Origin of the sequence: Bradyrhizobium sp. HKCCYLRH3061 (assembly GCF_051168015.1) — a bacterium.
In the GTDB taxonomy this organism is placed as follows: Bacteria; Pseudomonadota; Alphaproteobacteria; order Rhizobiales; family Xanthobacteraceae; genus Bradyrhizobium.
On record NZ_JBNPUE010000019.1, the window covers coordinates 16,431 to 30,948 of the forward strand.

13 protein-coding genes are annotated in these 14,518 nt (G+C 67.0%); 10 read left to right on the plus strand and 3 right to left on the minus strand.

Translation table 11 applies throughout. The annotated features are described in order from the left end of the window. The 6 genes from ACQR2C_RS26220 (at position 1) to ACQR2C_RS26245 (ending at position 8,554) form a co-directional block, all read left to right on the plus strand. Complete coding sequence (locus ACQR2C_RS26220) at positions 1 to 1,581, plus strand: FGGY-family carbohydrate kinase (protein WP_434882436.1); 1,581 nt, start codon at positions 1 to 3, stop codon at positions 1,579 to 1,581. Then, on the plus strand, positions 1,574 to 2,614 hold the full coding sequence (locus tag ACQR2C_RS26225; protein ID WP_434882437.1) for a 2-hydroxyacid dehydrogenase: 1,041 nt from the start codon (positions 1,574 to 1,576) through the stop codon (positions 2,612 to 2,614). Before ACQR2C_RS26220 ends, ACQR2C_RS26225 begins: the two co-directional genes overlap by 8 nt. A gap of 18 nt (positions 2,615 to 2,632) precedes the next feature. Then, positions 2,633 to 3,379 carry a class II aldolase/adducin family protein gene (locus ACQR2C_RS26230; protein WP_315804160.1) on the plus strand — a complete coding sequence of 249 codons (747 nt, stop codon included), beginning with the start codon at positions 2,633 to 2,635 and terminating at the stop codon, positions 3,377 to 3,379. Beyond that, the gene (locus ACQR2C_RS26235) at positions 3,376 to 4,884 is read left to right on the plus strand and encodes a glycerol-3-phosphate dehydrogenase (protein WP_316218251.1); all 1,509 of its coding nucleotides are present in this window, start codon (positions 3,376 to 3,378) and stop codon (positions 4,882 to 4,884) included. Before ACQR2C_RS26230 ends, ACQR2C_RS26235 begins: the two co-directional genes overlap by 4 nt. A 213-nt stretch (positions 4,885 to 5,097) precedes the next feature. After that, positions 5,098 to 7,686 (plus strand): ATP-binding protein, encoded by a 2,589-nt coding sequence (locus ACQR2C_RS26240; RefSeq protein ID WP_434882438.1) that lies wholly within the window; start codon positions 5,098 to 5,100, stop codon positions 7,684 to 7,686. Between the two features lie 655 nt (positions 7,687 to 8,341). Further along, positions 8,342 to 8,554, plus strand: a complete 213-nt coding sequence (locus ACQR2C_RS26245) for a hypothetical protein (protein WP_434882439.1) — start codon at positions 8,342 to 8,344, stop codon at positions 8,552 to 8,554. 281 nt (positions 8,555 to 8,835) lie between these two features. Here the strand turns inward: ACQR2C_RS26245 and ACQR2C_RS26250 are convergent, their stop codons facing one another. The 3 genes from ACQR2C_RS26250 to ACQR2C_RS26260 form a co-directional block, all read right to left on the minus strand. Further along, on the minus strand, positions 8,836 to 9,408 hold the full coding sequence (locus ACQR2C_RS26250) for a type II toxin-antitoxin system VapC family toxin (protein WP_434882440.1): 573 nt from the start codon (positions 9,406 to 9,408) through the stop codon (positions 8,836 to 8,838). A 1-nt stretch (position 9,409) separates the two neighbouring features. Continuing rightward, the gene (locus ACQR2C_RS26255) at positions 9,410 to 9,763 is read right to left on the minus strand and encodes a hypothetical protein (protein WP_316181794.1); all 354 of its coding nucleotides are present in this window, start codon (positions 9,761 to 9,763) and stop codon (positions 9,410 to 9,412) included. Between the two features lie 91 nt (positions 9,764 to 9,854). Beyond that, positions 9,855 to 10,520 (minus strand): helix-turn-helix domain-containing protein, encoded by a 666-nt coding sequence (locus ACQR2C_RS26260; RefSeq protein ID WP_315804155.1) that lies wholly within the window; start codon positions 10,518 to 10,520, stop codon positions 9,855 to 9,857. 207 nt (positions 10,521 to 10,727) lie between these two features. Between ACQR2C_RS26260 and ACQR2C_RS26265 the strand changes: the two genes are divergently transcribed. The 4 genes from ACQR2C_RS26265 (at position 10,728) to ACQR2C_RS26280 (ending at position 14,466) form a co-directional block, all read left to right on the plus strand. Further along, complete coding sequence (locus ACQR2C_RS26265) at positions 10,728 to 12,224, plus strand: amidase (RefSeq protein ID WP_434882441.1); 1,497 nt, start codon at positions 10,728 to 10,730, stop codon at positions 12,222 to 12,224. A gap of 39 nt (positions 12,225 to 12,263) precedes the next feature. After that, a complete protein-coding gene (locus ACQR2C_RS26270) occupies positions 12,264 to 12,614 on the plus strand; it encodes a RidA family protein (RefSeq protein ID WP_315804153.1) in 351 nt (116 codons plus the stop codon). 16 nt (positions 12,615 to 12,630) lie between these two features. After that, a complete protein-coding gene (locus ACQR2C_RS26275) occupies positions 12,631 to 13,869 on the plus strand; it encodes an NAD(P)/FAD-dependent oxidoreductase (protein WP_315804152.1) in 1,239 nt (412 codons plus the stop codon). A 222-nt stretch (positions 13,870 to 14,091) separates the two neighbouring features. After that, complete coding sequence (locus ACQR2C_RS26280; protein ID WP_315804151.1) at positions 14,092 to 14,466, plus strand: hypothetical protein; 375 nt, start codon at positions 14,092 to 14,094, stop codon at positions 14,464 to 14,466. Positions 14,467 to 14,518: the final 52 nt, after the last annotated feature.

A 14,518-nucleotide genomic window follows, 5' to 3' on the forward strand; every position in this document is an offset into this window, starting at 1 on the left:
ATGACCTCGGCTGCGACCCGCGACGTGATCATCGGCATCGACGCCGGGACCTCGGTGATCAAGGCGGTCGCGTTTGCGCGGGATGGCCGCCAGCTCGGCGAGTTCGCGATTCCGAACAGCTACACCACCTTGCCCGGTGGTCGTGTCGAGCAGGACATGGAGCGGACGTGGACCGACACTGTCGCGGCGTTGCGCGGCCTGGGCGGCGCGCTGCCGGACCTGTCCCGTCGCGTCGCCGCGATCGCCGTGACCGGGCAGGGCGACGGCACCTGGCTGATCGACGCGGACGGCCGTCCAGTCGCGCCCGCGCTGCTGTGGCTCGACTCGCGCGCGGCAGGCTTCGTTGAGACCTTCCGAGGCGGCGAGCGCAACGCCGCGCATTACCAACGCACCGGATCGGGGCTCAACGCCTGCCAGCAGGGGGCGCAGCTGGCCTGGCTGCAGGCGCATGACGCAGAGATGCTCGAACGCGCGAGTACGGCGTTCCACTGCAAGGATTGGCTCTACTTCAAGCTGACCGGCGAGCGGACCACCGATCCGTCCGAGGCGACGTTCTCCTGCGGCGACTTTCGCCGGCGTGGTTTCGACGGCGAAGCCGCGCGTCTTGTCGGGATCGCCGATTCCGCGCGCCTGTTTCCGGATGTCGTCGATGGTGTCACGACGACGCATGGCTTGACCGCGGCGGCCGCGGCCGAAACGGGCTTGCCCGATGGCGTGCCGGTGTCGCTCGGCTATGTCGATGTTATCTGCAATGCGCTCGGTGGTGGGCTGTATGATCCCGCACCCGACGTCGGCTGCACCATCATCGGCTCGACCGGCATGCACATGCGGCTGGTGAACGGCGCCGACGCGGTCAAGCTGAATGCCGAGGCGACCGGCTATACGATGCCGTTCCCGGTGCCCGGTCACTATGCGCAGATGCAGTCGACCATGGCTGCGACCTTGAACATCGACTGGCTGCTCGATGTCGCGCGCGGCGTGCTCGCCATGGAAGGCATCGCGAGGTCGCGCAATGATCTGATCTGGCGCCTCGACGAGCATGTGCTCGCGGCGAAGGTGGGCGAGCTGCTGTATCATCCGTTCATCTCTGACGCCGGCGAACGCGGCCCCTTCGTGTCCCACGAGGCGTCCGCCCAACTGGTCGGCCTGCGCATCCGCCACGGCTACTGGGATCTGATGCGCGCCGTGATGGAGGGACTGGCCTTCGCCGCACGCGACTGCTACGCGGCGATGGGACCGCTGCCGAGGGAAATTCGCCTGACCGGGGGCGCGGCGCGCAGCCGCGCGCTCGGCGCCATTCTTGGTGCGGCACTTGGCAGCACGATTCGAGTCTGCCGTCGCGAGGAGGCCGGCGCATCGGGCGCGGCGATGATCGCGGCGGTTGCGACCGGGCTCTACCCGGACATGATGATCTGCGCGGAGGAATGGGTGAGACCGTATCTGGATGAGCCGCAAGCGCCGGATGCGGCGCTGGCGGAACGTTATGCGCAATTGTTCCCGGCCTATGTCGACGCCCGCCTCGCGGCGCGGCCGGTCTGGAAGCAGCTCGCCGCGCAGCGCACGGGTGCCGATCATGTCTAGCTCCATCGCCATCATCGGCGACCGCTTCATGCTGCCCTCGGTGTTTGCCGAGCGCATCACCGCCATCTGCGGCGATGGCATCGACATCCGCATGCTCGAGCAGCCCTGGCCGGACGAGCCGATGGAGCACGGCTATGCCGGCTCGAAGCTCGACGGGCTCAAGGAGTTCATGGGCGATCCTGATGAGCTCGCTGAGTTCATCGGCGAGGCGCCCCTGCTGGTCACGCATCTCGCGCCGATCTCGCGCGCGATGCTGCGGCGGCTGCCGAGCCTGAAATTCATCGCGGTGTCGCGCGGCGGCCCGGTCAATATCGACATGCAGGCGGCGCGCGATCACGGCGTGCTCGTCGTCAATACGCCCGGACGCAACGCCAGCGCGGTGGCGGAATTCACCATCGGCGCGATGCTCGCGGAGACCCGGCTGATCCGCAGCGGCCACGAGTCGATGCGGGGCGGCGAGTGGCGCGGCGATCTCTACCGCGCCGATCGCACGGGACGTGAGCTCGGCGAGATGACAGTCGGCATCGTGGGCTATGGCGCGATCGGCACCCGCGTGGTGAAGCTGTTGAAGGCGTTTGGCTGCAAAATCCTGGTGGCCGACCCCTACGTTCAGCTGAGCGCGCAGGACCGCAACGACGGGGTCGAGCACGTCGCGCTTGCCGATCTCCTGGCGCGGGCCGATGTCATCAGCCTGCATGCCCGCGTGACCGCGGAGACCACCGGCTTCATCGATCGCGACGCGCTGGCGAGAATCAAGCCGGGTGCGATCCTGATCAATACGGCCCGCGGGCCCCTGGTCGACTATCACGCGCTCCATGACGCGCTCAGCTCGCAGCGGCTGGCGGGCGCGATGCTCGACACCTTCGCCGTCGAGCCGGTCCCGCCGGACTGGCCGCTGCTGCAGCTCCCCAACGTCACGCTGACGCCGCACATCGCCGGCGCCTCCGTGCGCACCGTCACCTTTGCCGCCGACCAGGCGGCCGAAGAGGTTCGCCGCTATCTGGCCGGCGAGCCGCCGCTCAATCCCTGCTGACGACGAAAGGTTTTCGACATGAATCGCGAGGAACGGCTGATCCGCGAGACCATCATCGCCAAATGCCGATGGATGAATGCGTCGGGGCTGAACCAGGGCACTTCGGGCAACATCTCGGCCCGCTACAAGGACCGCATGCTGATCACGCCATCGGCGACGCCCTACGACTCGATGAAGCCGGAGATGATCGCGGCGATGCCGCTCGAGGGGGACTACGGTTCCTGGGAGGGGCCGTTGAAGCCCTCGACGGAATGGCGCTTTCATCTCGACATCATGCGCGGCCGTCCGGATGTCGGCGGCGTCGTGCACACCCATTCGACCTACGCCACCGTGCTCGCCATCGCGCGCAAGCCGATCCCGGCCTGCCACTACATGATGGCCGCGTTCGGCGGCACCGACATTCGCTGCGCCGGCTATGCGCGGTTCGGCACGGCCGAATTGTCCGAGCTTGCGCTGGAGGCGCTGGAAGGCCGCAACGGCTGCCTGCTGGCCAATCACGGCATGATCGCGGTCGGCGCCAATCTCGACAAGGCGATGTGGCTTGCGGTCGAGCTCGAGACCATCGCGAAGCAGTACTATCTGTCGCTCGCGCTCGGCCAGCCGCACATCCTCGGCGACGCGGAGATCGCCGAGACCGCGCAGGGCTTTTCCACCTATGGCCTGCAGGAGCCCAAGGCGAAAGCGGCGAAGCCGGCCAAGACTGCGACGAAGGCGCGCGCCGCTGCGCGCAGCAAGCCAGAGAAGAAGCGCAGCAGCAAGCGATGAATGCGACGGTCTCACGCAGCGGATCCGATCACGGTCTGTTGGACCTCGCCGTGATCGGCGGCGGCATCAATGGCGCTGGTATCGCCCGTGATGCCGCCGGCCGCGGCCTGAAGGTGCTGCTGTGCGAGAAGGACGATTTCGCCCAGGGCACCTCGTCGCGTTCGGGCAAGCTGATCCATGGCGGCTTGCGCTATCTTGAGTACTATGAGTTCCGCTTGGTGCGCGAGGCGCTGATCGAGCGCGAGGTGCTGCTGGCCTCGGCGCCTCACATCATCTGGCCGATGCGCTTCGTGCTGCCGCACTCGCCGGAGCAGCGTCCCGCCTGGCTGGTGCGCACCGGGCTGTTCCTCTATGACCATCTCGGCGGCCGCAAGCAGCTGCCGGCGAGCCGCAACCTCGACCTCGCGCATGAGCCGGAGGGCGCGCCGCTGCGCCCCGAATTCCGGCGCGGCTTCGAATATTCGGACTGCTGGGTCGACGATGCCCGGCTGGTGATCCTCAATCTCGTCGATGCCGCGCACAAGGGAGCCATTATCCTGCCGCGCACCCGCGCCGTGAGTGCGCGGCGCGAGGGCGATTCCTGGCGGCTGGAGATGCGCTCCGAGAATGGCGAGGTGCAGATCGTCCGCGCGAAGGCACTGGTGAATGCTGCAGGTCCCTGGGTGCAGGACGTGGTGCAGGGTGTCGCCGGGCTCAACTCCGCGCACAATGTGCGGCTTGTCAAAGGCAGCCATCTCGTGGTGCCAAAATTCTGGAGCGGATCGCAGGCCTATCTGCTGCAGAACACCGACCGCCGCGTCATCTTCGTCAATCCCTATGAGACCGATCTGGCGCTGATTGGGACCACCGACATCGTGCATGATGGCCGCGCAGACGACGTCGCTGTCGATGGTGCTGAGATCGACTATCTGCTCGCGGTGCTCGATCGCTATTTCCGGGCCGCGCCGGGCAAGGGTGATATCATTCACGCCTTCTCCGGGGTGCGGCCGCTCTACGATGACAACGCCGACAATCCGTCGGCAGTGACGCGCGACTACGTGTTCGAGGTGCACGGTGCACCCGGGCAGCCGCCGCTGCTGTCGATCTTTGGCGGCAAGATCACGACGTTTCGCCGGCTCGCCGAGCAGGCGATGGAACGCCTCGCGCCGTGGTTTCCGCAGATGGCGCCGGCATGGACGGCGGGCGCGCGGCTTCCGGGCGGCGATCTCGGCGCGCCGTTCGATCGGTTCCTTGCCGATCTCGCCGGCGCGTATCCGGGATTGCCGCGCGATGTGGTAGCACATTATGCGCGGCTCTACGGCACCCGTGCGCGCGATCTGCTCGGAGCGTCCCGCAACGTCGGCGATCTCGGCCGCCATTTCGGTGCCTCCTTCTATGAGCGCGAGCTCGTTTTCCTGCGCGAGCAGGAGTGGGCCGTCACGGCCGCCGACATCCTGGACCGGCGTACCAAGCATGGCCTGCATCTGAGCCGCGCCGAGCGCGAGGCGTTCGAGCTCCAGCTTTGATCGTGTCTTGACGCGTCGAGCCTCTCCGCGACCGCCGCAGCCCCTGGCGGGTGCCGATGACACGCCCTGGCAAACCGTGCTATCGAGCGCCCGCGATATGGATCGCGACGCGCCTGGAGACGCGGAATTCGGCACAATCCGGACCTTCGCCGATGCTTGACGCGCCGATCGATTCACAATCAAACCGCCCGACGACCTCCTGAATGCGACGCCATGCCGGACCAGATCAAAGCGAGAGCCGACCATCGGCGCGGTCCGCGGCAGGCAGGCATCGTCGACGCCTGGACGAGGTTCGCGTCCGGCTCCTGGATGGACCGGCGCTGGACTCCCTGGATCATCGTGCTGAGTGGCCTCGTGCTGGCGCTGCTGTGTGATGCCTTCGTGGCGCACATGCTTTCCGTCAACTATCGGGAGACCTATCGGACGACCGAGGCCGCCAACGGCGATCTCGCCCGCGCGCTCGAAGAATACATGCTGCGCAACATCCAGGGCGTCGACGTGCTCTTGAACACGACGATCGACAGTCTCAAGCAGGACCCATCGCTGCTCACCGCCGGCAATCCGGCGCTGATCAACGAGTTGAAGCGCAGGGTGGTGCCGTACCCCGCCGCGGGCGGCATCGTCGTGCTGGATGCGGACGGCAATCTGCTCGGCGACAGCGCCGGCAACGGAGTTCCCGGCCGCGAGAACAATTTCGCCGATCGGGCCTATTACAAGGTCCAGCGCGATGACCCCGGCCGCGGTCTCTTCATCGACGTGCCGGTGGCCTCGCGCGTGAACAGGGGTCGGTTCATCGCGGTCAGCCGCGCCTTTATGATGCCGGACGGACGATTTGCCGGCGTGATCGTCGTGGCTGTGGACTACGAGAATCTGCGGCAGTTCTTCCTGTCGCTGAACGTCGGGCAGCGCGGAACGGTGACGCTCTATCGCGACGACGGCACGATCCTGCTGCGCACGCCGCATGCCGACGATTTCGCCGGCCGCAACGTCCGGTCCAATCGGCTGTTCAGTCTCTATCTGCCGCGGGCGCCTCACGGCAGCTTCGAGGGCAGCGGCATGACGGACGGCACGTCGCGGAGCATCAGCTATCGGCGCGTCGCCGGCCTGCCGTTGGTGGTGACCGTGGCGCGCGATCCGATCGAATATCTGGCCGGCTGGAAGAACAATGCGCTGTACTACAGCGCCATCGCCGCCGGCCTCAATCTGCTGATCGCGGGATTCGGTCTCGTCCTGGCGCGGCAATGGCGGCTGCGCGCGGCGTCCGAGCAGGCGCTGCGCGACAATTTCGAGCAGCATCTGCTGGTCACGGAGAACGTGCCCGCGCTGATCGTCCAGGTCGGCGCCGATGGCGACATCCGCTATGCCAACCGTGTCGCACGCGAATGGTATGCGCAGCCGCCCAGCGGAGTCGGCCGCAGCCGGCGGATCGACGACTACATCGATCCGGCGCGACGCGGCGAGGTGAGGCCGAAGATCGAGGCCGCGCTGGCCGGCCGGACCGCGGGCGGCGAGGAGAAGATCGCGTTTCCCGACGGCCGTGAACGCTGGTGCGAGACCATCCGGGTGCCGGATCGCAGCCAGGACGGCACGGTGCGCGGCTATTTCGTGCTGTCGGTCGACATCACCGAGCGCAAGCGCATCGAGGACGAGCTGCGGCAGGCGCAGAAGATGGAGGCCATCGGCCAGTTGGCGGGCGGCATCGCGCACGACTCCAACAACATGCTGGCGGCGACGCTCGGCAATCTCGATCTGTTGCTCGACGCGCTCCCGCCCGGCGAGAGCTCCCGCCGCAGCATGGTCGAGCGGGCGATCGAGGCGGCGGAGCGGGTCGCCGACCTCAACCGCCGCCTGCTCGCCTTCGCCCGCAAGCAGGCGCTGCAGCCGCAGGTCACCGACGTGAACCAGCTCGTCAGCGGGATGACGACCATCCTGCAGCGGACGCTCGGCGAGAACATCGAGATCGCATTGGCGCAGGACCCGATGCTGTGGCACTGCCTGATCGACCCGACGCAATTGCAGAACGCGCTGCTCAATCTGGCGCTCAATGCGCGGGATGCAATGGACGGCGGCGGGCGCCTGACGATCACGACGACGAATGCCGTGCTCGACCAGCCGCTCGACGACGGCGACGAGCGCATCATGCCCGGCGACTACGTGACGATCGCGGTGTCGGACATGGGAGCCGGCATGCCGCCCGAGATCGCGCGCCGCGCCTTCGAGCCGTTCTTCACCACCAAGGAGTTCGGCAAGGGCAGCGGCCTCGGCCTCAGCATGGTCTATGGCTTTGCGCGGCAGTCGGGCGGCACGGTGCTGATCGACAGCCGGGTGGCGGAGGGCACCTGCGTCACGCTGTATCTGCCGAGCGCGGGGCCGGGCGTCGGCGGTCGCGCGCGCGCCGGTGCGGCGCGGCTGGCGCGGCCGCAGACCGGCGAACGGATCCTCGTGGTCGAGGACAATCCGCTGGTCGGCGCCATGGCCTCGACCATGCTGACGTCGATGGGCTACAGCCCGGTCGTCGTCACCCATGCGGCAGCCGCGATCGCTGCGCTGGAGCGGCCGGACCCGTTCGCGCTGCTGCTGACCGACATTCTGCTGCCGGACGCCATGACCGGCATCGACCTCGCGCGCGAGGTGCGCCGCAGATGGCCGGAGCTGCCGATCGTCTTCATGTCCGGCTTCGCCGATCCCTCGCTGGTGCCGGAGGAACTCCGGGCGACGACCGCGCTGCTCGCCAAGCCGTTCCGGCTCGGCCAATTGTCGGAAGCGATCGTGTCGGCCCTGGCCGGCCGGAAGGCGATCTGAGCCCGCGGCGATCATGCGGGGAGCGATCCATCATTCGTCCGATCGTCGGCGCCGTCCGGGCAAGTCGTCTCCGCCTCGCGGCGCGCGATGCGTCCGAGCTGTGCCGGTCGTTTCGCCCTCGAAAGCCGAGGGCGCGGGGAATGCCGGGTGCTGGCCGCACCCATGGCCCGCCTGCGAACAAGAATGCAGGCGGCAGGAACCACAGGTTCAGCCGAGGCATCCCGGCATTCCCCGCGCGATGGTTTTGACGGCTTATACGTCCTCTCCCCGGGGACCGGCTGTCTTGCCCCCGTCGCCCGCGCAACGCGAACGCGTTGTCGCGCGCTTGGCCTCAGCACCGGGAGGCCAGGACCCTACGATTTCGCCGGCGCAACGGCTTCGTTCGTCCGCATGACCTTCGTCACGCTGCGAGCCGCTGCGCCCACCGCATCCCACCCCGCGTGCCGTGACGATCGCGATACGCCCCTCGTGCCGAGGCGGGATGGGGAGATACAATCATGATTTCCGATAAAGCGAAAGAGGAATATTTTTCGCGCGGGGACTGGACAGTGGTGATGTAATTGAGCCGGCGGATGAAAAGAGAATTTCGGCGCAGGCGACCCCCACCGCGAAACCAGCCGGACTTCCGTCTAATTACGATGCGACCGGCCGCGAGATGATCGACGCCGTCCGCCGCGTCGTCGGCCGTCCCGACCTGCCGGTGAAGCCGTTCCCGTGGATCACGCTCTGGTTCGCGGCGCCGTTCGTGCGCTTCATGCGCGAGGCGATCGAAATGCGCTGGCTGTGGAAGCAGAGCCTCGCGCTGGACAATGACAGGCTGGCCAGCCTGCTCGGCGCGAGTCGCATACGCCCCTCGATGATGCGGTGAGGGCGGCACTCGTGCCCATCACCTGAACCATTCACTCGCGAAAGGAGCGACCGTGATCACCGCATTGTTTGCGGCGCCGCTGACACGCGCCCAGTGTCTCATGCTTGTCCTGCTCATCGCGGCGCAGGTCGCACTCTTTGTTGCTCTGCTGATCGCGCCTGGCCAGGTTATCGACTGGTCATCCAGTCTGCGCCCGCCTGGCGCGGAAGCTCTGCCGCTAGTCGTGCGCAACCTTTCAGCCATGAAGGCCGGCTACTGGCGCGATGTCCTGAAGGCCCCCACTATGGTTCACGCCGTCTGTAAAGCAGCGCTCGACCCGCGGGGACGAGTTGCAGCAGAAGGTCGTAATCCGCGACGTTCGCGGTAAGGACGACCAAACCGAGCTTCTGGGCCTGAAGAAACAGCACACTGTCCTGAAGTGCGCGCAGCTTACCGTCTCGTTCGTAACTCTGAAGACGGCAAAGGATACCCGAAAGGAGTGCTGCGCGCCCGAGCGTGTCGCCATCAGGTGCAAAGGTGCGATGGGGTGGCATCGCTTTGATGTGCTTTCCGATCACATCGATGATCGGCGCTGTGCGCGGATCAGAGGGGTTCAATACGCCGACCGTGTGCATCAACTCTTGAATCGCAACTGTTGAGTGATTCACTTGCCGATGTGCGATCAGATCGTCGAGAATCGGAGGTGATCGATCCTGCATCTGGTCGATGTAGACGCAGGTGTCGAGCAAAAGCCCCTGTCCAGCGATCAGGGTCGCGTCAACAAATGGTAGTTGGTCATCACTTCTTCGGGGCAGCGTTTTCCACGGGTCGAACCGCGCCCATCGTCGTGCGGCATCGAAATCGAACGCCGCCACGTCAAAAACCGAGCTTCAGCTTCGGATCCGCCGTACCACGCGACCGTTTGAACACATCTGCGAAGTTGTCCTCAAGCGCGACCGTTGCGAGGGCAAATTCGATCAAGTCCGTATCCGTCTCGATGCCCGTTTGCCGCTTCGCTTGGCGGACAAGTGCAGAACTCACCCGGCCGCCGATACGACCTTGTTTGTCTTTCAGCAGACCCGACCGCTCGGCTGCCCGCATCACCGCCTCGAACCGCGTCTCGCTCCCGGCGAACTGGCCAGTTGCCGCTTCGCGGTGAATCCGCGAACTGCTGCCTGCCGCGCCCTTATCTCGGCGGGTTGGTGATTTGCCTGCGGGGGATTTGGTCATGGACGCTTCGATCATGTTAGACAAAAGCTGCTGTTGTTCAACGTAGCACTTCACCACACGGATATCAACGGAGCAGCAGACCGCTCCGCCCTCACTCCACCGCATCTTTCTTAGCGATCCTGTGCAGTTGCTCGAACAGATCCGACTGCTCGCTCGTACACAGGCACACGCCCTGCGCCGACGCCGCTTCGCCCGCGTTGAGGTAGGCGTGGCCCATGGTGCTGTCGAGATACATGCCGTCGCCCTCGTGCAGGATCTCCGGCGCGTAGAACTCGGTGTGCACGGCGATGGTGCCGCGGGTGACGAGGAAATACTCCTCGCCGCTGTGGCGGAGCAGGGGGCCGAACTCCTCGAGCGTGCGGGCGCGCACCTCGGCGATCATCGGCACCATGCGCTTTCCGATCAGGTCGGTGCACTGATAGGTGTAGGTGTAGAATCGGGTGTTGACGATCTGGCCCTGGCCGGCGCGGCTGACGCTGCGGCGGGCGGTCACCGGGCGGCCCGGCTCGGGGCGCGGCGAAGCAGGGCTGAACAGCTCGGCGATGTCCATCTGCAGGCCCGAGGTGAGCTGCAGCAGCTTGTCATAGGTCAGCGACATCAGGCCGTTCTCGACCTTGGACAAGGTCGACAGCGCCATCCCCGTTTTCTCCGCGACCTGCTTCAGGGTCAGGCCGCGCGCCTGCCGGGCCGCCTTCAGGCACTGGCCGAGCTGGGAGTGCGGGCCTTCGGCTGAAACGCTGATGGCAGTGTCTGTCAAAGCGATCTCCGGAAAATCCGTTAGCGGATCAGGCGTGCCGATGGCCGGGGCAGTTCGGGCAATCTCGCCCCAAAGCGCAGGAAATTCAATTGTGTGCTCCGACGTCCGAAGGTCATGCGTGGACAGCGGTGGAACAATGCGTTTTCAGGTCGTGCATTCGATTTCCTATATGCTAAATAGTTTTCCGAAACGGAAAAGAGAAGCCCAGTGCAATCGATTTGCGACAAGACCGCCGTCGAGCTGGTCAAGCTGCTGAAAACAAAGGCGATCTCCCCGGTTGCGCTGCTCGACTCGTGTCTGGAACGGATCGCGGCGGTGAACCCGGCGGTCAACGCGGTGGTGACCCTGGATGAAGCTGGCGCCCGGGCGGCCGCCAAGCGCGCCGAGGCCGAGATCGTCAGGGGCGAGGACAGGGGGCCGCTGCACGGCCTGCCGGTGCTGATCAAGGACACCCAGGACACCGCCGGGATGCGCTCGACCTATGGCAGCCCGATCCTGGCCGACAATGTCCCGGCCGTCGACCAGGCCTCGGTGGGCCGGCTGCGCGCGGCCGGCGCGATCATCTTCGGCAAGACCAACACGCCGGAATGGGCGGCGGGCGGCAACACCCGCAATCCCGTGTTCGGCGCCACCGGAAACCCGTTCGATCCCACGCGCTCGGCCGCCGGCTCCTCCGGCGGTTCGGCGGTCGCGCTCGCCTGCGGCATGGCCCCGCTGGCCTCCGGCTCCGACACCGGCGGGTCCTTGCGCAATCCGGCCGGCTTCTCTGGCATTGTTGGGATGCGGCCGTCCTACGGCCTCGTCGCCAGCGAGAAGCGCGCCCATGGCTGGTCGTGCCTGTCGACCGACGGGCCGATGGCGCGCGACGTCGCCGACACCGCGCTGATGCTGTCGGTGATGGCAAGCGACGATGCGCGCGATCCGCTCGCCTACACCTTGCCCGGCGAGGCCGTGCGCGGCGCGCCAGCGCGCTGGGCGGTGCCGCCAGCGGTGGAACTGAACAAGCTCAGGCTCGCCTTCACCGAGGATTTCGGCTTCGCGCCGACCGAACAACTGATCCGCCGCGCCTTCCGTGCGCGCGTGTCGCGCATCGCGCCGCTGTTTGCCGAGACGCACGAGGGCGCGCCGGATTGCAGCGGGGCCGACGAGACCTTTGCGGTGCTGCGCGCCTCGCTGTTCCTGACCCAGCATGGCAAGAATTATCGCGAACGCCCCGAGATGATCGGGCCGAACGTGCGCGCCAATGTCGAGGAGGGGCTCGGCTACAGCCTCGAGGATTTCTCGCGCGCGAGCGCCAACCAGACCCGGATCTACCGCGCCTATCAGAGCTTCTTCGCCAGCCATGACGTGCTGATCAGCCCGACCATCACCTTGAGCCCGCGGCCCTGGGCGGAGCTCTATCCGGCCGAGATCGACGGCGTGCCGACGCGGTCCTACTTCCACTGGCTGGCGCTCGCCTATGCGGTGACCCTGGCCGGGCATCCCGCGCTCAGCCTGCCGCTCGGCCTCGACGACAACGGCCTGCCGTTCGGCCTGCAGATCGTCGGCCCGCGCGGCGGCGATGCGCTGGTGCTCGGCGTGGCCGCGGCGCTGGAAGCCGCCTTTGCCGATGACGCCGAGCTTCGCCGTCCGCGGCCGGATCTCGCAAGGCTCGCGTCGCTGCCGCCGCTGGCGCAGACGCCGGGCTTCATGGCGTGGGATTGAGGCGGCCCTCATGATCACTACATCCTGGAGCGACTAACGATGTCCGACGCCCCCTCATGGCCGTTCTCGCTGGTGCGCCGCGCCGGCGGCCTGGTGTTCCTGTCCGGCGAAGTGCCGGTCGCCGATGACGGCAGCATTCCCGAAGGGATCGCGGCGCAGACCGACCTCGTCTTCAAGCACATCGCGGAAACGCTGGCCGGCGAAGGCCTGACGCTCGACGACATCGTGTCCTGCATGGTGCACCTCGCCGACAAGGCGGATTTCGCCGCCTACAACGAAGCCTATCGCAGGCACTTCAAGGATCCGCTGCCGGTCCGTACCACGGTGCAGGCGCAGATGATCGCGGATGTGAAGATCGAGGTCACCGTCGTCGCGGCGGCGCGGACCTGAGGTAGGAGTGATGACGATGCGAAGCGCGATCGTTCTCGGTGGCGGCATGGTTGGCGTCGGCACGGCGCTGCATCTGCAGAGCCGCGGCTGGTCAGTGGCGCTGGTCGACCGCAGGGAGCCGGGCCGCGAGACCAGCTATGGCAATGCCGGCATCATCCAGAGCGAGGCCGTCCGGCCCTACGCGATGCCCTATGATCTCGCCGGCGTGCTCGACATCGCGCTGGCGCGCACCAACGACGTGCATTACAGCCTCGCGGCGCTGCCCTATCACGTCCGGCCGCTGCTGCAATATTGGTGGAATTCGTTCCCCGCGCGCCACGAGGTGCTGACGCGCACCTATGCGCAACTGATCGCGCGCGCCGCGCCCGAGCACGAGCCGCTGATCCTCGCGGCCGGCGCCGGCAACCTCGTGCGCCGCGACGGCTTCCGCGTGCTGCACCGGACGCAGGCGCAGTTCGACAAGGAGGCCAGGGAGGCCGAGGCGGTCGGCAAGGCGTTCGGCGTCAAGTTCAAGCTCTTGAGCGCGCAGCAGCTCAAGCAGGCCGAGCCCGGGCTGATCGACAGCGGCATCGGCGGCCTGCACTGGCAGGAGCCGTGGACCGTGTCCGATCCCGGCAGCCTCGTCGCCTCCTATGCCGAGCTGTTCACGCGTCGTGGCGGCAAGCTGCTGCGTGGCGACGCGACCACGCTCGCGCAGGCGGGCAGCGGCTGGGCCGTCACCACCGCGGAGGGACGCATCGAAGCCGAGGCCGTGGTGGTCGCGCTCGGGCCGTGGTCGCCGGAGTTCCTGACGCGGTTCGGCTACGACATCCCGATGGTGCGCAAGCGCGGCTATCACCGTCACTACACCGGCGGCGCGCCGCTCGATCTGCCGCTGCGCGATGCGGCGCGCGGCTATCTGATGAACCCGATGGCGCTCGGCGTGCGCATCACGACCGGCGCCGAGCTGTCATCGCCGAATGCGAAATCGACCCCGGTTCAGCTCGGCAAGGCCGAGGCTGCCGCGCGCCAGCTCATCGATCTCGGCAAGCCGGTCGAGCCCGAGCCGTGGATCGGCACGCGGCCGTGCATGCCCGACATGCTGCCGGTGGTCGGCCAGGCGGCGCGTCACAAGGGCCTGTGGCTGCATTTCGGCCACGGCCACCAGGGCTTCACGCTGGGGCCTGCGACCGGCCGCATCCTCGCCGAGCTGATGAGCGGCGAGGCGCCGAGCGTCGACGTCGCCGCCTGCGCGCCGGCCCGGTTCGGCGCATAGTGCGGGAGCCGCTGCAGCCCTGCAATTGCAGGCTGCAGCGGCGCCCGCCGGGCAGTCCCTTGTTTACCAAGCGGGCCTGTTCTGGCGCTGCAAAATCTCCACTTCACGAATTCGCAAGCCCGCTCTCCTAGGGTGACGCCGGTTGGACCAGGACGCGGGGGCGAAACGCGTTTCGTGAGTTCTGTCGTCGGCCAGTGATCCGAACATCATGTGGGGGAGCAGATGAACTTCACGGGCCTCGTGTACCGCTTCGTCTCGAATTTCGTATTTCTCGCGGCCGTCTATCTCAGCCTGAACTACGTCGAGAAGTACCAGAACCGCGCCGTGCTGGCGCTGGTGGTGCTGATCTATGCCGGCATGCGCGCCGTCACGGTGGTGCGCACCTTCCACTTCTTCGGACGGATCGAGAAGATGGAGTCGGACGTTCGCCGTCTGGCCGGCATGCTCGGCGACGGGCCGGTCGGGCAGGTGGTCAGCAGGCAGGTGGTGTCCGACGTCGGATCGCTGCGCAAGGACGGCGAGAAGAAGTCCTACATGGACCTGTTCTTCCTGGCGGCCGCCGTCATCCTCTGCGTCAGCAAGCTGGTCTCGAACTGATCGCGCGCGGCGCGGGCGAATCGTCTTCGCGTCCTCACCTGCAACATCTGCG

Bases quoted from the DNA above. Each gene is read 5' to 3' on its own strand.
- ACQR2C_RS26220 (WP_434882436.1), top strand. From the start codon at position 1: ATGACCTCGGCTGCGACCCGCGACGTGATCATCGGCATCGACGCCGGG.
- ACQR2C_RS26225 (WP_434882437.1), top strand. From the start codon at position 1,574: ATGTCTAGCTCCATCGCCATCATCGGCGACCGCTTCATGCTGCCCTCG.
- ACQR2C_RS26230 (WP_315804160.1), top strand. From the start codon at position 2,633: ATGAATCGCGAGGAACGGCTGATCCGCGAGACCATCATCGCCAAATGC.
- ACQR2C_RS26235 (WP_316218251.1), top strand. From the start codon at position 3,376: ATGAATGCGACGGTCTCACGCAGCGGATCCGATCACGGTCTGTTGGAC.
- ACQR2C_RS26240 (WP_434882438.1), top strand. From the start codon at position 5,098: ATGCCGGACCAGATCAAAGCGAGAGCCGACCATCGGCGCGGTCCGCGG.
- ACQR2C_RS26245 (WP_434882439.1), top strand. From the start codon at position 8,342: ATGATCGACGCCGTCCGCCGCGTCGTCGGCCGTCCCGACCTGCCGGTG.
- ACQR2C_RS26255 (WP_316181794.1), bottom strand. From the start codon at position 9,763: ATGACCAAATCCCCCGCAGGCAAATCACCAACCCGCCGAGATAAGGGC.
- ACQR2C_RS26270 (WP_315804153.1), top strand. From the start codon at position 12,264: ATGTCCGACGCCCCCTCATGGCCGTTCTCGCTGGTGCGCCGCGCCGGC.
- ACQR2C_RS26275 (WP_315804152.1), top strand. From the start codon at position 12,631: ATGCGAAGCGCGATCGTTCTCGGTGGCGGCATGGTTGGCGTCGGCACG.
- ACQR2C_RS26280 (WP_315804151.1), top strand. From the start codon at position 14,092: ATGAACTTCACGGGCCTCGTGTACCGCTTCGTCTCGAATTTCGTATTT.